This is a genomic window from Reinekea marina, from assembly GCF_030409715.1.
Classification (GTDB): domain Bacteria; phylum Pseudomonadota; class Gammaproteobacteria; order Pseudomonadales; family Natronospirillaceae; genus Reinekea; species Reinekea marina.
This window is the reverse complement of the sequence record NZ_JAUFQI010000001.1, coordinates 875,748-901,610: the sequence shown is the minus strand read 5'-3', so window position 1 is coordinate 901,610 and position 25,863 is coordinate 875,748. Positions and strand designations below refer to the sequence as shown.

General features: G+C 44.5%; 23 protein-coding genes. 15 read left to right on the top strand and 8 right to left on the bottom strand.

Annotated elements, in window-relative coordinates:
- Positions 1-133 precede the first annotated feature (133 nt).
- The 5 genes from QWZ13_RS04720 (at position 134) to astB (ending at position 6,314) form a co-directional block, all read left to right on the top strand.
- A complete protein-coding gene (locus QWZ13_RS04720) occupies positions 134-1,342 on the top strand; it encodes an aspartate aminotransferase family protein (RefSeq protein ID WP_290280752.1) in 1,209 nt (402 codons plus the stop codon).
- 93 nt (positions 1,343-1,435) lie between these two features.
- Positions 1,436-2,449: an arginine N-succinyltransferase gene (locus QWZ13_RS04715; protein ID WP_216000315.1), complete on the top strand. Its 1,014-nt coding sequence runs from the start codon at positions 1,436-1,438 to the stop codon at positions 2,447-2,449.
- A 12-nt stretch (positions 2,450-2,461) separates the two neighbouring features.
- Positions 2,462-3,508: an arginine N-succinyltransferase gene (gene astA, locus QWZ13_RS04710; RefSeq protein WP_290280751.1), complete on the top strand. Its 1,047-nt coding sequence runs from the start codon at positions 2,462-2,464 to the stop codon at positions 3,506-3,508.
- Complete coding sequence (gene astD / locus QWZ13_RS04705) at positions 3,508-4,977, top strand: succinylglutamate-semialdehyde dehydrogenase (RefSeq protein WP_290280750.1); 1,470 nt, start codon at positions 3,508-3,510, stop codon at positions 4,975-4,977. The genes astA and astD overlap by 1 nt, the downstream gene beginning before the upstream one ends.
- Positions 4,974-6,314 (top strand): N-succinylarginine dihydrolase, encoded by a 1,341-nt coding sequence (gene astB / locus QWZ13_RS04700; RefSeq protein ID WP_290280749.1) that lies wholly within the window; start codon positions 4,974-4,976, stop codon positions 6,312-6,314. Before astD ends, astB begins: the two co-directional genes overlap by 4 nt.
- A 44-nt stretch (positions 6,315-6,358) precedes the next feature.
- Here the strand turns inward: astB and QWZ13_RS04695 are convergent, their stop codons facing one another.
- Positions 6,359-7,438, bottom strand: coding sequence for a GGDEF domain-containing protein (locus tag QWZ13_RS04695; protein WP_216000319.1), 1,080 nt, complete (start codon positions 7,436-7,438; stop codon positions 6,359-6,361).
- A 2-nt stretch (positions 7,439-7,440) separates the two neighbouring features.
- Between QWZ13_RS04695 and QWZ13_RS04690 the strand changes: the two genes are divergently transcribed.
- A complete protein-coding gene (locus tag QWZ13_RS04690) occupies positions 7,441-7,671 on the top strand; it encodes a hypothetical protein (RefSeq protein ID WP_290280748.1) in 231 nt (76 codons plus the stop codon).
- Here QWZ13_RS04690 and QWZ13_RS04685 read toward each other — a convergent pair.
- Positions 7,571-10,873 carry an alpha-amylase family glycosyl hydrolase gene (locus QWZ13_RS04685; RefSeq protein WP_290280747.1) on the bottom strand — a complete coding sequence of 1,101 codons (3,303 nt, stop codon included), beginning with the start codon at positions 10,871-10,873 and terminating at the stop codon, positions 7,571-7,573. The two genes, QWZ13_RS04690 and QWZ13_RS04685, sit on opposite strands and share 101 nt — an antisense overlap.
- Between QWZ13_RS04685 and QWZ13_RS04680 the strand changes: the two genes are divergently transcribed.
- The 4 genes from QWZ13_RS04680 to QWZ13_RS04665 all read left to right on the top strand — a co-directional run bounded on the left by QWZ13_RS04680 (position 10,846) and on the right by QWZ13_RS04665 (position 12,365).
- Positions 10,846-11,121: a hypothetical protein gene (locus QWZ13_RS04680; RefSeq protein WP_290280746.1), complete on the top strand. Its 276-nt coding sequence runs from the start codon at positions 10,846-10,848 to the stop codon at positions 11,119-11,121. The genes QWZ13_RS04685 and QWZ13_RS04680 overlap by 28 nt on opposite strands.
- Complete coding sequence (locus QWZ13_RS04675; RefSeq protein ID WP_290280745.1) at positions 11,025-11,360, top strand: hypothetical protein; 336 nt, start codon at positions 11,025-11,027, stop codon at positions 11,358-11,360. Before QWZ13_RS04680 ends, QWZ13_RS04675 begins: the two co-directional genes overlap by 97 nt.
- Positions 11,361-11,379: 19 nt before the next feature.
- The gene (locus QWZ13_RS04670; RefSeq protein WP_290280744.1) at positions 11,380-11,502 is read left to right on the top strand and encodes a hypothetical protein; all 123 of its coding nucleotides are present in this window, start codon (positions 11,380-11,382) and stop codon (positions 11,500-11,502) included.
- Between the two features lie 734 nt (positions 11,503-12,236).
- Entirely contained in the window at positions 12,237-12,365 is a 129-nt protein-coding gene (locus QWZ13_RS04665; protein ID WP_290280743.1) for a hypothetical protein, read from the top strand.
- Here QWZ13_RS04665 and QWZ13_RS04660 read toward each other — a convergent pair.
- Positions 12,359-12,577, bottom strand: a complete 219-nt coding sequence (locus tag QWZ13_RS04660) for a hypothetical protein (protein ID WP_290280742.1) — start codon at positions 12,575-12,577, stop codon at positions 12,359-12,361. The two genes, QWZ13_RS04665 and QWZ13_RS04660, sit on opposite strands and share 7 nt — an antisense overlap.
- Here QWZ13_RS04660 and recC point away from each other — a divergent pair.
- From recC to QWZ13_RS04640, 4 genes are read left to right on the top strand one after another with little or no spacing between them, the layout of a single operon-like run.
- Positions 12,565-15,867 (top strand): exodeoxyribonuclease V subunit gamma, encoded by a 3,303-nt coding sequence (gene recC / locus QWZ13_RS04655; RefSeq protein WP_290280741.1) that lies wholly within the window; start codon positions 12,565-12,567, stop codon positions 15,865-15,867. The two genes, QWZ13_RS04660 and recC, sit on opposite strands and share 13 nt — an antisense overlap.
- A complete protein-coding gene (recB, locus tag QWZ13_RS04650) occupies positions 15,867-19,247 on the top strand; it encodes an exodeoxyribonuclease V subunit beta (protein WP_290280740.1) in 3,381 nt (1,126 codons plus the stop codon). Before recC ends, recB begins: the two co-directional genes overlap by 1 nt.
- The gene (recD, locus tag QWZ13_RS04645) at positions 19,244-21,043 is read left to right on the top strand and encodes an exodeoxyribonuclease V subunit alpha (protein WP_290280739.1); all 1,800 of its coding nucleotides are present in this window, start codon (positions 19,244-19,246) and stop codon (positions 21,041-21,043) included. The genes recB and recD overlap by 4 nt, the downstream gene beginning before the upstream one ends.
- Complete coding sequence (locus tag QWZ13_RS04640) at positions 21,040-21,438, top strand: acyl-CoA thioesterase (protein WP_290280738.1); 399 nt, start codon at positions 21,040-21,042, stop codon at positions 21,436-21,438. Before recD ends, QWZ13_RS04640 begins: the two co-directional genes overlap by 4 nt.
- A gap of 101 nt (positions 21,439-21,539) precedes the next feature.
- Here the strand turns inward: QWZ13_RS04640 and QWZ13_RS04635 are convergent, their stop codons facing one another.
- The 5 genes from QWZ13_RS04635 to QWZ13_RS04615 all read right to left on the bottom strand — a co-directional run bounded on the left by QWZ13_RS04635 (position 21,540) and on the right by QWZ13_RS04615 (position 24,724).
- Complete coding sequence (locus tag QWZ13_RS04635; protein WP_290280737.1) at positions 21,540-22,079, bottom strand: PEP-CTERM sorting domain-containing protein; 540 nt, start codon at positions 22,077-22,079, stop codon at positions 21,540-21,542.
- A gap of 25 nt (positions 22,080-22,104) precedes the next feature.
- The gene (locus tag QWZ13_RS04630; protein ID WP_290280736.1) at positions 22,105-22,314 is read right to left on the bottom strand and encodes a hypothetical protein; all 210 of its coding nucleotides are present in this window, start codon (positions 22,312-22,314) and stop codon (positions 22,105-22,107) included.
- The gene (locus QWZ13_RS04625; protein ID WP_290280735.1) at positions 22,268-23,515 is read right to left on the bottom strand and encodes a hypothetical protein; all 1,248 of its coding nucleotides are present in this window, start codon (positions 23,513-23,515) and stop codon (positions 22,268-22,270) included. The genes QWZ13_RS04630 and QWZ13_RS04625 overlap by 47 nt, the downstream gene beginning before the upstream one ends.
- 14 nt (positions 23,516-23,529) lie before the next feature.
- On the bottom strand, positions 23,530-24,090 hold the full coding sequence (locus QWZ13_RS04620; RefSeq protein ID WP_290280734.1) for a hypothetical protein: 561 nt from the start codon (positions 24,088-24,090) through the stop codon (positions 23,530-23,532).
- A gap of 205 nt (positions 24,091-24,295) precedes the next feature.
- Positions 24,296-24,724, bottom strand: coding sequence for a PEP-CTERM sorting domain-containing protein (locus tag QWZ13_RS04615; protein ID WP_290280733.1), 429 nt, complete (start codon positions 24,722-24,724; stop codon positions 24,296-24,298).
- A gap of 236 nt (positions 24,725-24,960) precedes the next feature.
- On the opposite strand from QWZ13_RS04615, the gene QWZ13_RS04610 reads away from it, so the two are divergent.
- Positions 24,961-25,857: a siderophore ABC transporter substrate-binding protein gene (locus QWZ13_RS04610; RefSeq protein ID WP_290280732.1), complete on the top strand. Its 897-nt coding sequence runs from the start codon at positions 24,961-24,963 to the stop codon at positions 25,855-25,857.
- Positions 25,858-25,863 lie beyond the last annotated feature (6 nt).

The window sequence follows — 25,863 nt, the reverse complement described above, 5'->3', positions numbered from 1 at the left end:
TCGCGCACATTTGCGGCATTAGCCTATAAGGTTCTGTCGCCATACCGTAATGCTAAATCAGCACTTTTTCTTAGAATAGAGGCATCAGCATTTAAAAGAATGCCTCAAAAACACAACAGCAAGAGAACCGATCATGACTAAAGTAACTCGCGCGCAATTTGATGACGTAATGGTACCTAACTACGTACCCGGTAAAGTAATTCCAGTAAAAGGCGAAGGCTCTCGCATTTGGGACCAAGAAGGTCGTGAATTTGTTGACTTTGCTGGCGGTATCGCAGTGAGTGCTCTCGGACATGCACATCCAGCCCTTGTAGAAGCATTAACAACTCAAGGACAAAAGCTTTGGCACCTATCGAATGTAATGACGAACGAGCCCGCTATTGAACTGGCTCAAAAAATTACCGATAACACCTTTGCCGACAAAGTATTTTTCTGCAACTCTGGCGCAGAAGCCAATGAAGCGGCGCTAAAGCTGGGCCGTCGCCATGCGTTCTTAAAGTCAGGTCCTGAAAAGCACGAAATTATCTCTACGCTTAATTCTTTCCATGGGCGTACCTTGTTTACCGTGTCTGCTGGCGGCCAAGCGAAATACAAAGAAGGTTTCGAGCCAACTCCAGGTGGTATCAGTCACGTTCCTTACAATGACTTAGCCGCCATGAAGGCTCAAATTTCAGATAAGACGGCCGCGGTAATTGTAGAGCCTATCCAAGGTGAAGGTGGCATTACACCAGCCACTCAAGAATACCTCGAAGGATTAAGAGCCTTGTGTGATGAACACGACGCTTTGTTGATCTTTGATGAAGTTCAAACAGGTGTTGGCCGTACCGGTCACCTGTACGCATACCAAGCCTATGGCGTAGTGCCAGATGTACTGACTACGGCTAAAGCCTTAGGTGGCGGCTTCCCAATTGGCGCAATGATTTGTACCGATAAAGTAGCCGGCAGCTTAGCTTTTGGTACTCACGGTTCTACTTACGGTGGCAACCCCTTAGCTTGTTCAGTGTCTTTAGCGGTATTAGATGTTGTTTTAGCCGATGGCGTGCTAGACCAAGTGACAGCCAAAGCTGAAAAAATTAAAAGTGCTTTAGCGGGCATTAATGAAAAGCACGGTGTCTTCAAAGATATTCGTGGCATGGGTTTACTGATCGGTGCCGAACTGAACGACGATCTAGCGGGTAAAGCGAAAGATTTCGTCAACGCGGCGCTTGAAGAAGGCTTAATGATGTTGGTGGCAGGCCCTAACGTGATTCGATTCACGCCAAGCTTGATCATCCCAGATGCGGATATCGAGGAAGGCTTAGCGCGCTTCGAAAAAGCTGTTGAGAAAATTGTTAACCAATAAACCGAAAAGCTAGCTTATAAAAGGGGTCGCGAATGAGTGTCACACTGATTCAGCGGCCTTTGTTTTCACTAGCGACCATTGAGAGGACAGGTTATGTTAGTTGTTCGCCCATCGACCTTTGTCGATCTACCTAGCATAGAGCGGTTATTAAATGAAACCGATGCCCGGGTAACAACCTTACCGAAAGACCGCGATAAGCTGTCAGAAAAAATCAGCCGATCAGACGATGCGTTTGGCGGCAGCGGTGACCCTGATAAACCCGCTTCATTTCTTTTTGCACTTGAAGATACCGAAACAAATGAGTTGCACGGCACTTGTGGCATTGATACCCACGCAGGCAGTGGATACCCATTTTTTAACTATCGATTAGATGAAGTAGTGCATGCCTCTCACCATTTAGACATCAGTTCACGTGTGCCAATTTTATTTTTATCGCATGAACTGACCGGTAAAACACTACTGCAATCGTTTACGATAACGCCTTCGTTAAAAGATACCGATGCATTCGAACTGCTGTCACGGGCGCGGCTACTTTATATTGCGGCTCAGCAAGAGCGATTTAATTCTGAAGTCATTGTTGAGATTCAGGGTATATTTAATGAGAAAGGCGACTGCGCTTTTTGGGATGCCGTGGGTCGTAAGTTTTTCGATTTAGACTTTTTAACAGCAGATTACTACTGCTCGGTTAAATCTAAAACGTTTATGTCTGAGCTAATTCCGCAGCACCCGGTTTACGTGCCGTTATTACCAGACGAAGCACGCGCCAACATTGCTAAGAATCACGAAGCCGCAAATCGAACTTGCCAATTGTTGTACCGTGAAGGGTTTAGCCAATCAAAATTCATTGATCCATTTGATGGCGGCCCAGTGCTAACGGGTAACCTACACCAGTCATACACCATGCGTACCTTAAAAAGTAAAAAAGCAAAGCCGTCCAACGTGATCGGCGGTCTAAAATACTTAATCAGCAACCAGTCAGCGAGTGATTTCCGTTGCACCATTGGCACGCTGGTCGATGGCATTGGTGAAACCATTCGCATTCCATTAGAAATTGCCGAAGCACTTAATGTGCAAGAAGGCGATTCTATTTCTTATTCACCGTTGTAAGGAGTTAACACTATGTATATTCGCCCCGTACAACCGGATGATCTGGACAATTTATGCATACTGGCTAAAAATTCAGGTGTTGGTGTTACCTCCCTACCTGACAACAAGCAAAAAATGCAGGCTAAGTTGGAACGTTCGCTCACCTCATTTGATAAAACGCGTCCAGTGCATGACCGCCAATACTTATTCGCATTGATGGATGAAAAGACCAATGCTATGGCAGGTATTTGCGCGCTCGAAGCCGCGATTGGCCATGACGAAGTTTGGTACAACTACCATGTGGGTAAGTCGGTACATGCTTCAAGTGACATTGGTGTTCATAAAGTTACGCAAACGCTGTATCTCAGTAATGACCTTACCGGCAGCTCTGAAATTGCTACCTTGTTTTTAATGCCTGAATACCGTGGTAACCAAAACGGGCAACTTTTATCGCGCAGCCGCTATATGTTCTTAGCGGATTTCCCAGAGTTATTTGGCGAGAGCATCATCGCTGAGATGCGTGGGTACAGTGATGAAAACGGCAACTCTCCCTTTTGGGAAAGTTTAGGTCGTCATTTCTTCCAAATGGAATTTTCTGACGCCGACTATTTAACCGGTTTAGGCAACAAAGCGTTTATTGCTGAACTCATGCCCAAGTTTCCAATTTACGTACCTATGCTCTCTCAGGCCGCACAAGAAACCATTGGCAAAGTGCACCCCCAGACGGAGCCTGCCTTAGCGATGCTGATGTCCGAAGGGTTTGAATTTAATAACTATGTCGACATTTTTGATGCCGGACCAAGCGTTTCGGCAAAAATTAAAGACATTCGAGCCGTAAAAGAAAGCAAACTATTTAATGTCGCGCTTTCTGAAAACGCTCCAGAAGCTGACTTAACCGACAAGCATGGCTTGCTCTTAGTCAGTAATCGAGGGTTCGAAGATTACCGTGTCATATTAATTAATAAAGCGGCCGCCAGTGACGGTTCCATTGTACTGAGTAAGGCGCAAGCAAACATTTTAAACGTTCAAGAAGGCAGCCAAGTTCGAGCTGTTTCGTTGCGACCAACGGAGAATAAATAATGACTGAAGCAAGCCTATACATAGACGGTAAGTGGCAACAAGGCCAAGGCCAATCTTTTGACTCACTGAACCCAGTAACGCAAGCATCGGTTTGGCAAGGCCAAAGCGCTACCGCACAAGATGTCGATAATGCTGTAGCCAGTGCTCGAAAGGCTTTTACCACTTGGAAAAAACAACCTTTAGAGGCGCGCATTGAAATTTGCCGCAAATTTGCCGCGCTGTTAAAAGAAAATACTGAGCGATTGGCTTTTGTCATCGGCAGTGAAACGGGTAAGCCGTTATGGGAATCACGTACGGAAATTGGTGCGATGGTCGGCAAAATAGAAATTTCGGTGAATGCTTATAACGAACGTACGGGTACTAAAACCACAGAGCTGCCCGATGGCGCGGCCGTACTTCGCCATAAACCGCATGGCGTTGTGGGTGTATTTGGTCCTTACAACTTTCCAGGGCATTTGCCGAATGGCCATATTGTTCCTGCCGTTATTGCAGGTAATACAGTGGTATTTAAACCTAGCGAACAAACGCCTAAAATGGCCCAAGAGACGGTTAAGCTATGGGAACAAGCTGGTTTACCAGCAGGTGTCATCAACTTGGTGCAGGGCGCGGCCGAAACAGGCATAGCCTTAGCCAACCACATCGGCATTGATGGATTATTCTTCACAGGCTCTTCTACCACGGGTGAAATTATCCACAAAAACTACGCTGGAAACACAGGGAAAATTTTAGCGCTGGAAATGGGCGGTAATAATCCACTCATTGTTGACAACGACATCGACGAAGACGGCGCGTTGCACCATGTATTATTTTCAGCGTTTATTTCAGCTGGCCAACGTTGCACCTGTGCTCGTCGATTGTTAATTCCAGCTGGCGAAAAAGGGGATGCCTTTTTAGAAAAATTAATTACCGCAACGGCTGCACTAAAGGTTGGTGCTTTCGATCAAGAAGATCAGCCTTACATGGGCTCAGTTGTTTCGTTACAAGCCGCAGACCAACTGCTTGCTGCGCAGGCAAACTTAATTGCCAAAGGCGGTAAAAGTTTGCTTGAAATGAAGCGCATTCAAGAAGGTACGGCTTTATTGTCACCGGCTATCATCGATTTAACTAACGCAACAGATGTGCCCGATACTGAGTATTTTGGTCCACTGTTGTCGGTATATCGCTTTGACGATTTTGACCAAGCATTGGCGATCGCCAACAATACTCGCTACGGCTTATCGGCCGGCATATTAACGAACAGCCGCGAACGCTACGAGTGGTTCTTCGAAGAATCACGAGCCGGTATTGTCAATTGGAATAAGCCCATCACTGGCGCTAGTTCGTCGGCTCCATTTGGTGGCGTTGGTGCATCCGGTAATCACCGTGCCAGTGCTTACTATGCTGCTGACTACTGCTCGTATCCAGTGGCTTCAATGGAAAGTGAAACCATTGCGAAACCAGGCGCTCTGCCTCCAGGAATGACGATATGAAATCATTTGAACTTAACCTAGACGGTTTAGTCGGCCCAACACATAACTATGCTGGGCTGTCTTACGGGAACATTGCTTCAAAGTCGAATACGGCTGCGGCTTCAAACCCAAAAGAGGCGGCGAAGCAAGGTTTAAAAAAGATGAAAGCCTTAGCCGATGCTGGCTTTAAGCAAGGTATATTGCTCCCTCACGAACGTCCTGCAATTTGGACGCTCAAAGGCTTAGGCTATACCGGTACAGATGCGGCTATTTTAGAAAAAGTGGCCAAAGAGAACCCCGCTATTTTAAGCGCCGTGTCTTCGGCTTCGTGCATGTGGACGGCGAATGCTGGCACAATTTCTCCCAGTGGTGACACTGCCGATGGTAAAGTACATTTTACCGCGGCAAATTTAAATGCAAAGTTTCATCGTTCTATAGAACATGAAACAACCACGCGAATGTTGAGCGCTATTTTTAACAGCGATGATCATTTTGCACACCACCCAGCATTACCAGCGATGGCGGCATTCGGAGACGAAGGTGCGGCCAACCATACTCGTTTTTGTGCCGAATACGGTGGCCCTGGCGTAGAGTTTTTCGTGTATGGCCAGCAAGCCTTTAATGAATCGCACCCGGCCCCAAAAGATTTCCCGGCTCGCCAAACACTAGAAGCCAGCCAAGCCATTGCTCGCTTACATGGCTTGAATGACAGTAATACGGTCTTTGCTCAACAACGTCCAGAAACCATCGATGCAGGTGTTTTTCACAACGATGTTATTGCTGTAGGTAATCGCAATGTTCTGTTTTACCACGAGCAGGCTTTTGTCGATACCGACAACGTATTAAAAGAGCTGGATGACAAGTTAATAGGTACGTCTCTGATAGCGGTATGCGTACCGACCAGTGAAGTCAGTTTATCGGATGCCGTTAAATCATATTTGTTTAACAGCCAACTACTCAGCCAAGACGATGGCAGCATGACACTGGTCGTTCCTGGTGAGTGTCGTGAAATAAAAGCCGTGTCCGACTATTTGGATAAATTGGCCGCCATGACAACCAATCCAATTAACGACATTCAAGTGTATGACTTAAAGCAGTCGATGCAAAATGGCGGCGGTCCTGCTTGCTTGCGCCTTCGAATAGCATTGACTGAGCAAGAGTATCAAGCCATGCATCAAGGGGTATTGCTAACCGATACGCTTTATGGGCAATTAAATGAATGGGTAGACACATACTACCGAGATCGTTTAACGCAAGCGGATTTAGCCGACCCTAAACTGTTGATTGAAAGCAGAAATGCTTTAGATGAGTTAACTCGAATTACAGGTGTCGGAAACATTTATCCGTTCCAGCTATAAATGCAAAATGGATCAGGCAACAACGTTTACTAAGCCTGATCCATTTATTCAATAATTCGTGTAGTGACGCGGTTTTTTCCGAGTGATTTACTTTCATAGCATGCAATATCCGCTTCGCGCAATAAACGCGAAAAGCCAATAGCCGAATCGGCTTTAAAGGCCAGTCCAATGCTGCTAGTGACTTTATTTATTCGGTTATCGTAATCACACGATTGCTCAATATCTTTACAAATGGCACTGGCTATACGCTCGGCTATAGAAACATCATCTAACGCTAACAACACGACATACTCATCCCCACCTAAACGAGCCGCAACATCATCGCTGCGTATCTGAGTACGAATGGCATTGGCGACTGTTTTTAACGCTTCGTCTCCTGCCGCATGGCCGAGGGTATCGTTCAGAGATTTAAAATTATCTAAATCGATAAATAATAACGCGATGCCATGAGGGCTTGTTATAAATTGCTGCTCAAACTGATGCTCTAACTCGCTGCGATTGTAAAGGCCAACCAAAGGGTCGTGCGTTGCTCGATACTTCATCGAATAGGTTAATTCAAAATTCTTATACATAGTATCGGCCGTTTGCTGAGAAGCACGCTCGACGACCAGTACAAATAGAATCATTAACCCAGACATAATGTTGAAGTCGCGCTCGGGCTGAATAAGTAAAATGACCATTGTGCTTAACAATATGGTGTGAGAAAACAAACGGAATGTCATTCGATCGACGCCATGCGTAGCAACCGCAGCAGATGTAACACCCACGACGATAAACATGATCACCACTTGGAACGTTGGCGAAACAGCTCCGAAGAAAAGATAGACTAAAGCAACATAAAGTAAGCTTGATAAGAAGGTTAACACCCGATAGCTTCGCAACCAAAACAGGTAATTCACATCACCTTTTTGAGCTTTAAATACTCTCAAGTGAGTTAACCGAGTTGCAGCTAAAATTAAACCAAGCACCAACCAAGCTTTCAAGGCCGTGCTTTGAACTACCATGTCCCATTTGGCATAGCTAAACGCCAGTACTAAGACAATACTGCTGATTACCGAAAAATAGCCATTTGACAGTAAAAAAGTTACTTTATTTTGTAACAGCCATTGCGACTGCTTCGTCATATTTGTATCCACAAGCACTTAATTCATTAAAGTGTCCCATCATTCTAGCTGATATTTTTGATAAGAGCAGCAATAAAAAAGCCCGCTCAGCGGGCTTGTCGTTCAAAAATCATACAGCGCTAGAACATTCAACTAAGGGTGATTGCAAGAATCTACCCAACCGGTATCAAGGCTATAGCAACCTTCTGCTTCACGCATCAAGTCTGCCGTTTGGTTACCCGAGCCATCATTAAAAATGAGGTTGGCCGAAGTAACACCATCGGCAAAGGTGTATTGATACCAGCTATCACCAAGAGAAATCATAGGCTCGCCTGGCCATTGAGTGGCCGGTGCTGGCGATGAATTCCAATGGTACAAGTTAATAGTCTCCCCCCAATGGGCGGGCTTTTGGAAATAAACAGAAAAGCTTGGCTCTAAATCGCCAGCAATTTTAGCGGTAACCGTCAAAGACTCATCAAACACATACGTGAAGGTGACATCGGCAAGCTGATCTAACGTGAGGCTAATGTTAGCTCCCGTGGGTTGAACAGGTTCAGCCACATCCAAATCAACAATACCATCAGCAATGACTCGCTCCCATGACCAGCTTTCATTCGCCAATTTAAAGCCATACTGCCCTGGCGCAAGCGTCATACTGGCTTGGTATTGATCGCCACCAAGATAGGTAAATGGGTTTTCGTTACTCCAGCCATTCATATCGCCTTTGATGAAAATGGTTTCACCGACAGGTCCGATCTCCTTTTCGATAAAGTGCAAAATAACTGGGCTGCCTTGGTACTCAGTTGAGACAAGATAGAAGCTATATGCCGTCGCTTCATCAAAGTGATGAACAAGGTTACCAGGGTTTGATCCAAGCAATAATCCATTTTGGCTGACCGGTCCGCCAATATTCACAGGCGACCAATTACTGTCGGCAAATTTAAACTCAACATCACCTTTTTCTACGAAACGGGTTAGTTTATAGGTTTGGTTACCCACATAAGCCATCGCATCGGCTCCCCAGCTATTCAAGCCACCTCGAACGTTTAGATCGCTGCCGTAAGGCGCAGGAGCATCGCTGATCAGTTTTAATTCAGCAGCAACACCACCCACATCATTATCGGACTGACTTAACTCGCCTTGGTTATTCACGAAAATAGACGCATCTAACTGCCCTTCAGAATTTTCAGTGGACAATCTGACAATGGTTGCACGGTCAATTAAAATCGGCGCATCAATTTCAAATTGATCTCCCGACTTATCAACAAAATACAGCAAATTTTGGTCACTGCTTTCATCCCAAGCAAAAGAAAAGCCATTGCCAGAATTAACAATAGGACCCTGCAAAGTGCCTTGTTGATTCGCAACATACAAGCGGCTGCGTTCATTCCCATTTTCATAATCAACCGTTACCGTTTCGGGCACTCGAGAATCAATGACTAGAGATATTTCATTGGTTGTGACCTTACCCCGCCCATTATCTAAACTCGCTTTCAACACCACTTGAGTGCCATCCGCTAGGTCTTGCGTTGGCCACATCAGTTGGTATGGCGCTGTTTTGTCCGTCGCTAAATGATGAAAGGTTTGACCTTGATCGTAAGACACTTCAAAGTTCGCTTCATAAGTTGGCAGAACAGACAGTGGCTGCGCCAAACTTAAGGCAATATCAACGCGTCCAGCCACTGCAGAACCAGGCTCCGCACCTACAATGTCAAACTCAGAACGAGGTGATGTTTTTGCAGCCTGATTGGCTTTGTATATGGCGAAATCGAACGCACCTATATGAACTTCAATGTTTCCGGCTTTATCTCGTTTTAACTTCTCAGATCCGACCACTGGAAAATACTTAGCAGCACTGGCCTGAAGTGTAAGCAGGCGATCTGTATTGCTCGCGTTAAAAATAACCAAGTATTCTCTGCTTCGATCGTCAATTCTAGAAAATGCATACAAGCCGCCATCGCTTTCAGCATAGCGATTGACATGTGAGCCATAGCGCAGGCCGTCATGTTGCTTATAGATATCCGCATAACTTGCGATTGATTCGTAGAGTGGATGAGACGGGTCGAAGTTATCATCCGCCACGCTGGCCGAAGTACCAATTAGATTATTGTCATTGTAAGAAGCAACACTAGAAGGGAACATATCTTCCCGAGCATCTTTATCGCCACCATCACCGGTAAAGCCTTGTTCATCGCCATAGTAAATCACTGGAATACCGCGCGCGAAAAACATAAATGCATTAAATAACTTAGCTCGAGCTAACTTTTCTTCCTCGCTGGCATTAGGCTGGCTGTTTTGAATAAACATACCAATGCGACCCATATCGTGATTGCCACCAAAATTCATCAAAAGCGACGCATCAGAATCGGCATCGGTGTACACATCGTCTTGCGCAAATAAATCAGCAAGCGCTTGAGAGCCACCATTACCTGCAAACACAGAACTGGCCGCACCTTGAATGCCGAAATCCAACACCGATTGCAATTTACCGACCGTCGTAAACGTACTTAAGTACTGTGGGTTGCCATCATAAACTTCGCCAAACATAAAGAAGTTAGGAATCCCTTCACTGTGAGCATGCTCTAAAATTGCGGGTGAAAATTCCTGCCAAAATTCAAGATTCACGTGTTTAACGGTATCAATGCGAAAGCCGTCCGGCTTAAAATCTGAAACAATGTTTTTGAAAATATCGATCATACCCGCCACTACTTCTGGCTGACGCGTATCAATATCATCCAAACCGCTGAAATCACCATACTCTGAGTTCTCACCCGAGAAAGTAGAATCACCTTGGTTGTTATAGTACTTCGGGTCATTTAACCAGGCAGGAACTTTAGCATCTTCCATTCCCGCAGGAATAAACGGCGTTAAGCCATTGCCTGCCGCCTTTTCTTCAAGTGACACGTAACTGCAGGGTTCACCATTACTAGTACCATCCGGGTTATGACATTCTTCGTACTTAATAACATCGGCCGTATGGTTGGTAATGATGTCAAAAAACACCTTCATATTACGATCGTGTGCCGCATCGATGAGCGACTGAAGATCTTCGTTAGAGCCCAAGTGTGGATCAATTTGAGTGAAATCAAGCGTCCAATAGCCATGATAAGCCGCACTATCGCCCTGCATAGCTTGGTTTTTAAGAATTGGCGTCATCCAAATGGCCGTTATGCCTAAATCTTTAAGGTAATCGAGGCGCGCCTCAAGCCCCGCCATATCACCACCGTGATACATACCTTTATCAAACAGATCAAAGCCATGGATCATTTTATCGCCACTCAGGCCGCCTAAATCGTTACTTAAATCACCATTTTCAAAGCGATCAGGCATCACAAAATAAAAGACATCGTCACGGACATCACGATCTAAGTAATGGTCCTCAGGAAAACAGCCCGTAAAGGCCAAGGTGACCGACATCGAACAAACCAATGCCAGCCTGCGGAAAGATAATTTCATATTGTCACTCCATCGTTATTTTTATTAGTGGAGCATGGCTTCAATGCGAGACAGCGTTTCTTCGATTCAACCTAGCCCAGCCAAAACAGTATAAAGAACCCCTAAACAAACCGATGGTTGAGCGAGGGTTGAAAAGGGGGGGTAGTGGAAAATGCGAGTTTCAAGCTGCAAGCTGCAAGCTGCAAGCTGCAAGCTGCAAGCTGCAAGCTGCAAGCTGCAAGCTGCAAGCCAAGATTGTAGGTGGTTGAGTTTTTGGAATGCAATGGAGGGACGGTGTTTGGGGGTAAAGATTGCTGCGGGCTGCGGGTTTGGGGCTGCGGGTAAAACCTTAAAACATTCGCGTCTTCGCTTTGCTTTGAACGCTCCTACTTTTTTAGTTTGGGGGTGGGCTCGCTTTTGTGGCGATTCATCATTAATTGGGAACCTGAGCCAGAAAGGCGAAGTTTATCGGTGCATGGATGCACGAACAGCGACCGCTCAACGATGAATCGTTGCGGAAGCGATAGATGAATGCGAGCTGCGGGCTGCGTGTTAAACCTTTAAAAAAGGTGGCGGCCTTTTTTTTGTGGCGGCCACCTTATATTTATTATGACTTAGGGTCCTCTCGTAAGAATGCCGTGTCCAACTAGTTCCAAATGGGTAGTTGCATTGGTTTGAGATTGTGTTTCTTGATGAACATTGCAAAGCCCCAAATCTTTTCTCATATGCGCATTAAAATCGCCTATGTTTTTTTGAGGGCGTTGAACAATATTGAAAACACCTTTTATTCGTGCAAAAGCTAATAGTAAGTTCATTTTATTTCTCCAATTGAGATTAATAATGAACCGCTAAATAAAAGTGATTTGTATTTCGAATGTTTTGTAGGAAAACTTAGACACCAAACCGCTTTTATTCGCGGTTCGGTTTAGCGTGGCAGCTAAATGAATCGCGTATTCGCTGAATTATTTTCAGTCGATACAGAGCCCTGACCATTTTCAGTGGTCAGCCACAATGCATTAAAATTCCGATGCATATTTTTCATGTGGACGCTCCATAAACGCGAAACAAGTTTGGTTAAAAAGTTAGCAATAGCTAACGATGTTTAGAATAACAAGTTGAGATTATTTGGCAACAAAAAACGAAGGGTTATTTTTAGAAAATAAAAGGCTGCGGGCTGCGTGTTTTTGGCTGCGGGTAAAACCTTAAAACATTCGCGTCTTCGCTTTGCTTTGAACGCTCCTACTTTTTTAGTTTGGGGGTGGGCTCGCTTTTGTGGCGATTTATCATTGAGTGGGAATCTGAGCCAGGAAGGCGAAGTTTAGCGGTGCATGGATGCACGAACAGCGACCGCTCAAGGATGAATCGTTGCGGAAGCGATAGATGAATGCGGGCTGCGGGCTGCGTGTTTTGGGCTGCGGGTAAAACCTTAAAACATTCGCGTCTTCGCTTTGCTTTGAACGATCCTACTTTTTGGTTTGGTGGTGCGCTCGTTTTCGTGGCGATTTATCATTGAGTGGGAATCTGAGCCAGGAAGGCGAAGTTTAGCGGTGCATGGATGCACGAACAGCGACCGCTCAAGGATGAATCGTTGCGGAAGCGATAGTTGAATGCGGGCTGCGTGTTTTGGGCTGCGGGTAAAACCTTAAAACATTCGCGTCTTCGCTTTGCTTCGAACGCTCCTACTTTTTTAGTTTGGAGGTGGGCTCGCTTTTGTGGCGGTGACACGCTCTGCTCGTATGGTACACTTTTGGTTTTACGTTGCGGGTGTCAAAATGCTTTATACCTATCCTTCCAATAAGCTCGAAAACCTTGTGTTGGTGCTCGATCAGCTATTGAAAGTACCTCATGAACACACCTTGCAACCCGATACCATTTTAGTGCAGCACCCTGGTATGCAACATTGGTTAAGCATGTCACTCGCCAACTTGCCCGAGCGACAACTGTGTATGAATGCCGAATACCCACTGCCCGTTAGATATTTTTGGGATTTAATACGAACTATTCTCGGGCCAGATGTGGTACCTGACCGCTCCGTATATAGCCGTGAAATTTTAGCTTGGCGCATTTATAAATTACTCGGCAGCGACCTCACCATCAATGAGCCCATGATGAGCGAGCCTACTCGATACTGGCAAAAACAACACTTCAGTGCACAAGACAATCGCCGCTTTCAGCTCAGCGAACAGATAGCCGATGTATTCGAACAGTACCTAATGTTCCGCCCCGATTGGATAGAGCAATGGGAAGCAGGTGAAACTCCCCACTGGCAAGCGTATCTTTGGCAGCAGCTTGTTGCGCAAAACCCCAATCACCCATTGAGACTCATGAAAGCCGCCAGTGCAAAAATAGAGCAACCCGTAGGGTCACTGCCCAGCCACTTTTACTTGTTTGGCATTAATGCGCTCGCGCCAATTTGGTTAGAGTTTTTAACCGACATCGCCGACAAAGCCAAGGTCGATATTCACCTACTCTATTTAAACCCAAGCGACGATTACTGGGATGGACTGGTATCTGAAAAACAACAAGCTAAGGCACGTGCTAAATGGATTAATACTGAATCGACTACTGAAGCACCTCAACATAGTGAAGTGGGCAACCCATTGCTGTCGAGCTTGGGTCGCCAAGGCCAAACCTTTGTCCGCATGCTGTCAGAAAAAGCACAAATCGATGTACCTGCCTTTAGTGAACCCACCTGCGAAAATTTTCTCGGCCATTTACAGCGAGATATCTTAACATTAGAAGACGCACGGAATGCGCCTAAGCCTGAATGTGTTGATGACAGCATTACCATTGCCAGCGGCCACAGCGCACTGCGTGAGGTGCAAGGATTACACGATTGGCTATTACATCAGTTTAACAATGATCCGGAGCTTACCCCAAAAGATGTGTTAGTCATGTGCCCCAACGTGGAAGACTATGCACCTTTTGTTCAGGCCGTATTTGCTCGTAGCTTTGCTCATTTAGATGACTCCGTGCCTCCGCTACCTTGCTCAATCGCCGACCGAAATTTAAAAGATGCCGACCCTACCGTCGCGGCCTTTTTGCAGCTTTTACAGCTGCCCGATGCCCGCTTTGAAGTTAATCAGCTGATGAGCTGGTTAAGGGTGCCCGCAATCGCCGATAAATTTGAGCTCAACCCAAACGATATCACCATTATTCAACAGTGGTTAGAGCACGCGCACATTCATTGGGGACTTAATGCTGAGCATAAAGAGCAGTGGGTCAACGGAGACCAAACTGACCATTTTACCTGGAAGCAAGGTTTAGACAGACTGCTGCTAGGTTTTGCTTACGCCGATGAAATAACCTACGTAAATGACACAGTTTTGCTCCCTCATGTCGAAGGTGAGCAAGCCTTACTGCTGGGGAGATTAGTTCATATAATTGAGCAACTGCAAAGCGCCCGTAGCGAGCTCGTAAAGGCCAGAACCCCTTCTCAATGGCAACACTATTTACTTGAGCAACTTCAAATTGCATTACTCTCCAGTGATGATGCTTTCGCGCGCAGTAACTACTACATACTCAGCGCCGTCAACGATTTTACCGAGTTTGCCAACAAAGCTAATCTTGACCAAGAGCTCATTCCATTAAGTGTCGTACGCAATGTGCTAGAGAACGCCTTCGCAAGTGCAGAACAAACAGGCAGCCAATTTATGACCGGGCAAATCACCGTTTGTTCAATGGTGCCCATGCGCTCAATTCCTTTTAAAGTAGTGGCGATACTCGGTTTAAACGATGGAGAATTTCCAAGAACGCGTCCGCCAATGGGGTTCGATCTCATGGCACAAACGCCACCGCGGCTGGGCGATCGCTCAAGACGAGGCGACGATCGTTATTTATTTTTAGAAGCCCTATTATCTGCACGGCAATCGCTTTATTTAAGTTATCAAGGGTTTGATATCAATAAGAACGAGCCTTTACCGCCATCACTAGTGCTTGATGAGTTACTTGACTACCTGCAAAAAGGTTATGAATTTCAACCTTCAAACATTCACCAATTACCCTTACAGCCCTATCACTGGCGCAACTACCAAGGCAGGTTCGCATCGTTCGATCCTAATTGGATTGCACTCGTCAACCAATCTCAAAGTCACAACGACAATACGCCACTGCCTGAAGCCGATCTTAAAAAGGAATGGGAGCTAAGCGAATGGATCCGGTTTTTCACGCATCCAGCGAAGTATTTCTGTGAACAACGCTTAGGGTTATATTTGCAGCAATACAACAATGATGCCTTAGAAGATAATGAGCCGTTTAGTTTAACGCACCTCGATCGATATTCGATACAAGCACACACCATTGCGAAAGCGATAAAAGGCAGTGACGACGAATCACCAAGCATTTATCAAGTTAAACTGGCGTCGAGTGAATTGCCTACTCACTCCTTAGTGCCTCAAGAAATTGAGCACTGGCAAGCGCAGGCAATTACGTTTGCACAGCGGCTTCAAAATTTAAAAGCCCATACCGTTGAAGAAACTTTTATCACAATGGAATTAGGCAATATCACGGTAAGCGCGAGTTTACCTATAACTGAAGATAAACAACTGTTGTTTTGGCGCTTAGCTAACTGCAAAGGCAAAGATATTGCAACATTGTGGCTACATCACTTACTCGCCAATTGCATAACGCCCACTACCAGCACCGGCGTTTACCGCGGACCGAAAGAAACCTATGAAGTCATAGAATGCGCGGCACTGCCAAACCCTCCTAAAGCGCTGTTAGCTGCTTTATTTGAATTCATTAAGCTAGGGCAACAACAAGCTTTGTTTATCAACGCCGATCTAGCGCTAATGCTGTGCCGTGATAAATTCAATGAAAAGAGTTACAAAGACAGCTGGCAACATAGTTTCAACGATCAAGGATTTGCCTTTGACCCTTACATTGCGCACTTTTGGAAAGAATGTCCTAACTTCCAAGATACCGAACAACAGCTAAATGATGTTTATAGTGAGCTCATTAAAATCACCAGTATGAACCTAGAATCCGCCGAACCTACAACAAGTGAGGAGCTATAATGCAAACATTAGACAGCACCTGTATTCCATTACAGGGCTCTCACCTTATAGAGGCCAGTGCCGGTACAGGTAAAACACATAACATCTTACGCATTTACCTTCGCTTATTAATCGAAAAAGATCTCAACGTTGATCAAATACTGGTAATGACCTTTACCAAAGCGGCCACGGCCGAGCTGCGTAATCGTCTTAATCATTTTCTAAGGCTTACCCACAGCACTTGGACCACCAGCGACGATAAAGACATACGGGCATTAAGTGCCAAGGTGTCAGAACACCAAGCCAAATTAAAATTAGAAACGGCCATCTTACAACTCGATGAAGCCGCGATATATACTATTCATGGTTTTTGCAAACGCGCTTTGACTCAACACGCTTTTTTTAGCGGTATCAGTTTCAACGCAAATATGGAAGCCGATTCAAGCGAACTGACCATAGCCGCCACACAAGATTTTTACAGAGAATTCCAAGCAGATACACGCTTTGAAACGCTCTATGAGCAATGGCCCACCCCTGAGAGTTTTATAAAATATTGGCAAAACGCCATAAACGCGACAGATCAAATCCCTAAACCCAACCGTGTTGAGTTAAAACCATTATTAGATGCATTTAAAAAGGCCTGGCCTGAAGAGCAACAGGCCTTCGAAACTCTAAACATTACTAAAAGCACGGCGAAAGCCGAAACCAAAACTCAAAACCTTGAAGATTTTACCCAGCTTAATGCCATAGCGGAGCAAGCCTTGGACCCTGCGCAGGCTCACTTTGCCAAAGACACGTTCTTGCGCTGCTTTAAAGCTAAAAAGAAACTCGCCGCTCTGCCTCATTCACTTGCATTAGTCACCGCACTGCAAACCAATGAAAAAGTTGAGCAACTGCTTATAGCGCTATCGGGTGTCGACTACATAAAGGATCACATCAACAAAAATAAAGTAAGACTCGACCAGCTCGATTTCAATGACCTTATTATTCAGTTGAAACAAGGACTACTGGGTGAAAACGGTGAAGCTTTATCGTTAGCACTTAAGGAGCAATTCCCTGCCGCATTGATAGATGAATTCCAAGATACCGACCCCGATCAGTACACCTTATTGCAGCAAATTTACAAGAACAGCCCTGACGCGTTTATTTGTATGATCGGCGATCCTAAGCAAGCTATTTACGGTTTTCGCGGCGGAGACGTATTCGCTTATTTACAAGCGGGTAAACAGGTAGACCACCGATGGACAATGAACACAAACTATCGATCCAGCCCTTCAGTTATTGCCGGATGTAATCAAATTTTTCTGTCTGACATACCTGAGATGCCCGATCAAACATTTGGATTTGGAATTGAATATCGCGAGGTTCGCGCCCCAGAAGGGAAAGCGTTACCCGAAGCCAGTGACAGTGCGTCACGCAGCCCAGTTCAATGGGTTAATATCGAACCCAGTAATAATAAGAGCGTCCCTAAAGACTTTCAAAAAGTGATCGCCGACTGGTGTGTCAACGAAATCGTAAACCTCATCCAAGGCACTCACATTGCCAACAAAAATGTGCTTCCAGGCGACATCGCATTGCTCGTTCGTGGCTATTCTGAAGCGGAATTATTACAACAAAAATTACAAGCCGCTGGCTTAACTTCGGTTTATCTCAGCGCTCGCACCAATGTTTTACACACAGCTGAATCCACGGCTTTATTTCATTTACTGTCTGGCATTTGGCAGTTTGAAAACGACCGGTTATTTATTCGAGCATTGGCGAGCCACTGGATTGCGTTATCCACCAAAGAGCTGGATAACATACAGCACAATGAGCACCAATGGGCGCTATGGCAGTTGAAATTTGAACAATGGCGTGAAGATTGGCAGCATCGTGGGCTAATGAGCATGTTGCTGTCAATTCTACAAAGCCATTTCAAAGCCAGTAATAGCAATACCGATAGACAGTTAACAAACATGATTCATTTGGCAGAGCTACTGCAAAAAGAAAGTAGCCAATACAAAACGCCCGATGCATTGTTACATTGGTTTAAGCAGGCCAGAGACCAAGAAAGCGCAGCATTTGAACAGCAGTTGCGCCTAGAAAGTGATGACAACCTTATTAAAATTGTCACCATGCATGGCTCAAAAGGGCTCGAGTACCCGATTGTATTTATTCCATTTGCCAGCTATTTTGGCAAGCGAAATACCCCACCGGCGCTATCAAGACTGCACGATAGAAACTCACTAAAGACCATTTTAACGGCCAATCCTAGCGATAATGAGAAAGTCTTAGCTCAAGAGGAAGAACAGGCCGAACAAATTCGTCTATTTTACGTTGCGGCCACTCGCGCAATAAATCGGCTTTACATTTGCACGGCGCCATTCAAATCTTTTACCGATTCACCAATAGCGCATACATTGCGATGCGCTGAATTTAACCCAGAAGAAATAAAACAAAAAGCGTGTCTTGAGCCGCATTCTAGTATGTTAACGATTCGCGAATCAGAAATTGAAACAGCCAACATTAACGAGATTGATCAACCGCCTATCGTTACAGCAAGCGAATTCTTTGGCCGCATTGAAAGAGACTGGTGGTTAAGTTCTTTCTCTGCCCTGACCCGTCATGTTAATCACAGCGGGCATAGCACCCCCGATAGAGACGATCTTGAAAAGATTGAAACGCGACCAGAAGATTTACCGCTACGATTTCGACTTACCAAGGGCGCAGAAGCCGGCAATTTACTACACGATGCCTTTGAACATGCCGATTTTGTAAACCCCAATATAGAAGCTCTCTATATTCAAGCTAAGGAACGCTACAGCAGTTTGGCTGACACTTTTAGCCAAGACGAATTTGAACGATGGTTTCGAGAAATGCTTCAGACTCCCCTAACACAAGGAGGGTCTCTGGCCGAGCTGCCCAAAAATAAAACGTTGCGAGAAAGTGAGTTTTATTTTCCAATGCACGGCGCGCCTGTACAACAGCTCGCAAACATTGTTTCAGCTTGTCGTGGTTACCCAGTAACTCTGCCTGATCGCCATAAACTCAAAGGAATGATGCACGGATTTATTGATTTGATTTTTGAACATCAAGGAAAATTCTATGTCGCCGATTATAAGTCAACGCATTTAGGAGACGCTCTAACTGACTACTCTCATGATGCCATGAAAGAAAATGTACAAAATGCATTTTACGATGTTCAGTACTTACTCTACTCCTTAGCGTTGCACCGTTATTTAGCGTTGCGTTTACCAAATTACAATTTTGAACAACACTTTGGTGGCGTTTACTACTTGTATTTACGAGGTATGAGCCCTCAAGGCAATACAGGTGTTTATTTCGATCCATTGTCTTTTGCTACTTTAAAACAGCTGGATGACGTGTTTGAGCAAAAAAATCACGAAGGAGCCGCATCATGATGAACAATCAGTCGATGCCGTTTCAACCCATTGATATCGCATTAGCCAAACGTGTTTGCCAGTGGCACAACGCCACCAACAGCCAATTACTCATGCAATCGGTATTAGCGACCAGTTTTGCATTGCAACAGGGACATACCTGCTTGTCGCTAAAAGACTGTTTACAGGAATCGCCTTTTAATGAAATGGAATCTTTTGGCTTTCAACCGTTTCCAGCCACCGATGATTGGATGGCCGCTCTTTCGGAATTCAATTTAGATCCAAACAGCCAATCGCCTATAATTCTGCACAACCAACGACTTTACCTACGTCGATATTTCCAGTTTGAAACGGAGGTATTGAATTTCTTTAAGCGCCACAATCAACGCATTACCTTAGATTCAAAACAAGCAGCCACTGCACGACAGTACCTCAATGATTTTTTTGCGCCGTCAGCCGAGATCGACTGGCAGCGAGCGGCTGCAATAAACGCCTTATTCTCTCAGGTGAGCCTAATTACAGGCGGACCAGGTACTGGAAAAACCTATACAGTGACTCGAATTTTAGCGACATTGGTGGCTATATCGCCCTCGATGCCACTCATACAGCTTGCCGCCCCCACTGGGAAAGCAGCACAACGCTTAGCTGAATCTATTCGCGAAGCTAAACAAAGCATGTCTCTAGATTTGTTTGTCGGTGAGGCCATTCCCGATGAAGCAACGACAATTCACCGGCTATTAGGAGTGATCCCTAATTCGATTCACTTTAAACATGATGAGAATAATCCGATAAACGCCGATATTTTATTGATCGACGAAGCATCCATGATTGACTTGCCGCTGATGGCCCGATTGGTGCGCGCGATAAAGCCCTCCACACAAGTCATATTCTTAGGCGATGCCGATCAACTCCCTTCGGTGGCAGCGGGCAGTGTGTTGACCGATTTAATCGAAAGACCGCACCCTGGTTATAGTCCTGAACGGGTCAAAGCTTTAGCTCAGTTTGGAATAGAAACCTCTGAAATTAGCGCTCAAGCATCGACCTTTAGGGATGATCTTACCGAATTGAAACGAAGCCGCCGATTCGACGGCGGCAGTGGCATTGGTAAATTGGCGAAAGCCATTTTAAATGGTCAACCGCAACCAGGTATCACGTTATTTGAAACACAGACCGACTTAGAATGGCTAAGCACACCACTTGATAAAGCCCTTAAACAGTGGACCGCAGAATATTACCGAGACTTGCCAAGCCAAAGGAGCCTTAGCGATGCTTTCTTGCAACTCAAGCAGTTTAGAATTTTATGTGCACACAGAGAAGGCGAACAAGGCGTTGAAGCAATCAACGAAACAATTAGCAAACAATTGAATATCAATCGCCAACCGTTCTACAAAGGGCAACCGATTATGGTGACGCAAAACCACTATGGTTTAAAATTATTCAACGGTGATATTGGCTTAGTATGGCCGAACGAAAGTGGCCAACTGATGGTATGGTTTGAGTCACTTGAAGGGTATCGAGCGGTAGCCCCAGGACGACTGCCAAGCCACGAAACAGTTTTTGCCATGACTATTCACAAGACACAAGGCTCTGAATTCTCTCACGTCGCCATGGTGTTACCCGATGCAGCTTCGGCTATTGTAACACGAGAGCTAATTTACACAGGATTAACACGAGCCAAAAATGCTTTCACGCTTGTTGCCAGTTCAGCGGTTTGGAAGCAAGGTATTACCAACCAAGTTCACCGCTGGGCAGGTTTATCGAGTCGACTTAATCAAAACGATTTAGAAGAAGGCTCAGAAAAAGGAAGCAAGTTATGACTTTTCAATTTCAAGAACATTTTAAAGTACGCGATTACGAATGCGATGCGCAAGGCATTGTAAATAATGCGGTATATCAACAGTATCTTGAGCATGCCCGCCATGAGTTCTTATTATCAAAGGGAGTAGACTTTATAGAGTTATCTAAAAAAGGGCTTAACTTAGTGGTTGTGCGAGCCGAGTTAGATTACAAACAATCTCTCACCAGTGGTGATGAGTTCTATGTAGGCATTAACTTTTCGATGAAAGACAGAGTGCGGTTTCAGTTTAATCAATCGATATACCGAAAGCGAGACAATGCACTGTGTTTAGAGGCTGTAATATTAGGTACTGGCGTAAACGAAAGAGGCCGACCAAGTGTTCCTAAAGATCTAGTTGCAAAGCTCAATGTTTAAAGCCAAGTGCGATTAATATACGCTAAGTTGCTTATAGTATTGTCATTCAAACTGGCATAAAAAAGGGGCTCATCTAGAGCCCCTTTTTGCAACTTGTAATATTACGCAGTTCGTTTACGACGTGCACCTAACAACCCTGCTACTCCTAACGCTAACATTCCAAAGGTAGCTGGTTCAGGCACTTCAATAATACTGTTAAATTCTGTGACATGGCTAACTACTAAATCGTCACCTACCTGAATTTCTTCAAGATCGCTCCAGCGAACCACAGCCCAATCGTATGATGAGTTATTTTCAAACAACAACACGTTCTTACCGGTTTTTTTACCATTGGCATTCTTAATTATGTAATACCCCGGTCCAGAACTAAGTGAAAACGCCCAAAAGTCTTCACCTAAGGCATCATCGACAACTGCATGAAGCTCAACAGACTCAGTCTTATTCCCTTGATATTCTAAGGACAGTCCTAAACTATCAAACTCAGCTATTTCAGTCTCTGGATTTGAATTTTTGGTTAACCCAGAACCTAAAAAAGTATCTAATTGACCGACTTCAGACCCATCACTAATTAAATAGGCGTGCGCCGAACCGACAAACAATGAAAATAATGGTAGAGCTATAATGCCAGGTAGCAATTTCACTTTGTGTTCCCTAAATATTAATATGTCAATTGCACACACAAAGCAAAATATATGCCATCAAGTGAAATCCCTTTAATACTGCCCATCTGCGGTGGACTTCAGCGTTATAGACTCTCGGATGTGTAAATAAAATCGACATGATATTGGGAGCGATTAAAACCAATTCGCTATAGGTTTTAACAAAAAGCTCAATGCTTAAAGCCTGCCGACACGCCGAATGTATGCCCCCATGCATTAGAGGCTTTGGTTTGTCCAAAATGCTTATCTAAGCCATATTGAGCTGAGAGCACTATCGAATCAAAGAAGACTTTCGCCACTTGCCCTTCAATGCCTAAACTGTTGGTGCTTATGGAAATGAGCTTTTGCCGAAACTGACCGATTTTCATTATGCCTAGCAAGCTATAATGCACATTATTAAATTTTCTAGATTCAAATGAGGCACCTAAACCAAGATCGGCTACATAAATGGCATTAGACCATTTTGGCCATGACTCCTGTTGATAAGCAGCGACTCCTATTTTAAACAGTAGCCCTGCATCGGCTGACATGGGCTTAACCCACTGCCCACTCACATTATACCCTTGTAGATTTAAGTCTTGATCAAAAGCATCTTTTGCCAACTTGTAAGATGCCCCTAATTGATAAGTCGCGGTAGTAGTTTGGCTATCGAACAGCCCGCCTTTTGACCTGTTTTGAAAGGCTACAGTATTAGTGGGTTTTGAAGATGAAGGCAACGACGTTTGGTTTGGCATAGGTTTGCCAATCGCGAAATAATTTAAACAGTCGTTAGCATGCTTTAATAAAAAACTGCTGAGCAGTTTGCCATTGGCGGCTGAGAAAGCCGATAAACGCTGAAGACTATTAGGATCTGAGAACGAACAAGTGTCTTCTACAATTATTTTGGCTTTTTGCGAATCAATAATAGAAAGCTGTAAAGCCGCCATAGGGTAAAACCTAGTGCGGCTAGTATCTGGCAGTAACTTCAGCGCAATAACCCTAATATCTAAAACATACCGCCCTTTTTTAAGGGCGCGCTGAAGAAAGTCAGGGTCAATATTTTTGATGGTCCCTTTGGCAACAAACCGCAAATTATAGTTTTTTTGGTAATGCTTAGCCAAACTGGTAGCAATGGATCGACTGGGGTCTGTCACCTGCAAAACCTGAGTTAAGCTCCGATTCCCTTGATGCAATTTAGTAATCATCGCTTTATCGGCCGATGGCACGAGCGCCATTAATGTACCTGCTTCATTTGATTGCTTTAACTGAACAAAATCTACAGATTCTGATGCTAAAGACAAAACGAAGTCTTCACCCGACAGTTTTGCTACTTTGTCACTGTTAGATTTTGACCCAAGTGAAGCGCAACTGTAAAAAGAAAAAAGGATTAATAATAAACAAAGTGGGCGAACCATTCTCAGCTTGCAGTTTACATCCAATGTTTAAAAGCTCCTTAAAAAGTCAGCATCACTAAACTAAGCTGTAATGAAGAAATATCTTCAGATACTCCTGGGCTAGGATCAACTTGCAGCTCATTAAAAGAAAGGTGTCGCATAGTTAGCTCTAATGAAATTTTACCAGTTAAAAGCTTACCTGCACCCAATAGAAATCCAAACCCTTGATTCATCTCTGCTGTCGATAGTCTATTTTTAAGCGCTAAACCAGCGCCAGCCTGCATATAAACACTATGAAAGTCATTTGGAGAATAGCGAACCGTTGCCGCCAATAACCCGCTTGAAACCAACCTAGATTGCTCATCGAGATACCAATCATTCGATAGTTTCAGTGCAATCCTATACTCTGAATTGAGGGTGTAGCCCGTTGATATTTGAGTATGAATAGGAAGCACCGTAAGACCACCTATTAAGTAATCACTTTTAACGCGCTCTTCTACATAAATGGGCGCAATGCCCACACCAAAAGTATAACTTGGTCCAGATTCATCTGCGCCAGCGATTGAAAGCATTTGCAAACATACAAAAGCCATTGCGAATGACAACGATAATGCTCTCATAAAATAAAGATGCGTCCCTTAAACAAATTAGCCCGGTAACACTAGGCGCTCAGAATGAGTTCGTCAACGGCAAAATACACTGATTCTAAAGGGGCTTAACAATTCAAGAACGAATGAATCTTTTAATTAAATAGTGTATTTGTCTATTTTTTTAAAGGCAAAAAAAAGGGCTCTAGGGAGCCCTTTTTTAAAATTTGGTACGCGATTAAGCGCTACGCTTACGACGCGAAGCCACTAAACCTGTTAAGCCTAAAGCAAGTAACCCGAAAGTAGCTGGCTCTGGTACTTCAGCAACAATGTCATCTTGTGGCTCTGGAATAATAACCAAGTCATCATTGAACTGAATTTGCTGGATAGGCAATTCAGGAATTTTACCGCCTTCGTTCACTTGGCTGTTCATAAAAAATAGAACGCCTTGGTTGCTGCCTGACTCCTTAGAGATACTAGGCTTATTCGTCTTGCTCTCTGAACTAGACTGTAAGCTTAAGATATCTTTAGCAGAATCACTCTTGCTCTGAGAAACCGATACAAGTGATTTACTTGTGCCACCCTCTCCTTTCATAAGATTTGCCTGAGCAGAGCCTACGATTAAAAGAAACATAGAGAAGGCGCTTATGAAGAGCTTTAGTTTCATGGTTACATCCTTTTAATTAAATTCGGTCATTTCTCTTTAACACAGCAATAACTAGGCCAATGTCTTGAACCTGCGAAAACTAGGCGTTCTGTGACCGCCTTAACATTTTTTAACACCTTAATTGTAAATAAAACCGACACTCAAACCACTCATCAAACAATATAAATTCTTATTTACAAACAAGAATCATTCTCATATATTACGCATCCCGCTTAACTCACAAAAAGGAAGCTACCATGCTTAAATACCCGAAAGCCCTAATCTTAGGCTGTTTTGCGCTTATGACCTATGCCGTTGCTGGTACACTGGTGGACGCTCAAGGTAAGTTTGAAATGGACAAAACACCTGAGAAAATCGTTACTTTTGGCCTTGCCCCACTAGATACCTTCGATACCCTAGGTGTAAAAGTTATCGGCGTTACAAAACCCCATACCATTGGCTACTTATCAAAATTTAAAGACGATCAATACGCCAATGTGGGCAGCTTTTTTGAACCCGATGTAGAAATGACGGCCTCACTTGAACCCGATGTCATTGTACTTGGACCTAGAACCGCAGCATTTAAAGAGCAGTTTTCAGAGTTTGCTCCCACCTTTGACTCTTCTGTTTGGGGCGAAAACTACTTGCAGCAGTTTTACAGCATGACCGAATCGTTAGCGAAAATGGTCGATAAAGAAGCCGAAGCGAAAGTAAAGCTCGATGCTATTAAAGCTAAAGTGCGTGATATTCAGCAAGCTGCTCCGAATGCAGGGAAGGCACTGTTTGTTCTAACTTCGGGCGGTAAAATTTCTGCCTTTGGTCCTGGCTCTCGCTATGGTTGGGTTCACGATGATTTAGGGTTAATTCCAGCTGTAGACAATGTGGAAGAAGCGACTCACGGCGAGCCCATTTCATTTGAGTTCATTAAAGACGCCGACCCAGACTGGTTGATCGTACTCGATAGAGATGCCGCCATTGGTACTGCGCAAGGGAGCGCCCAAGCGTTGCTAGACAATGACATCATTAAATCGATGGATGTTCATAAGCAGCAAAATATTATCTACGTGGATGGCGTGTCTTGGTACTTGGTGGCTTATGGGCTCACAGCCGTTGATTCAGCAGTATCGCAGTTACATAAAGCCATAGTGAATTAAGCCTCA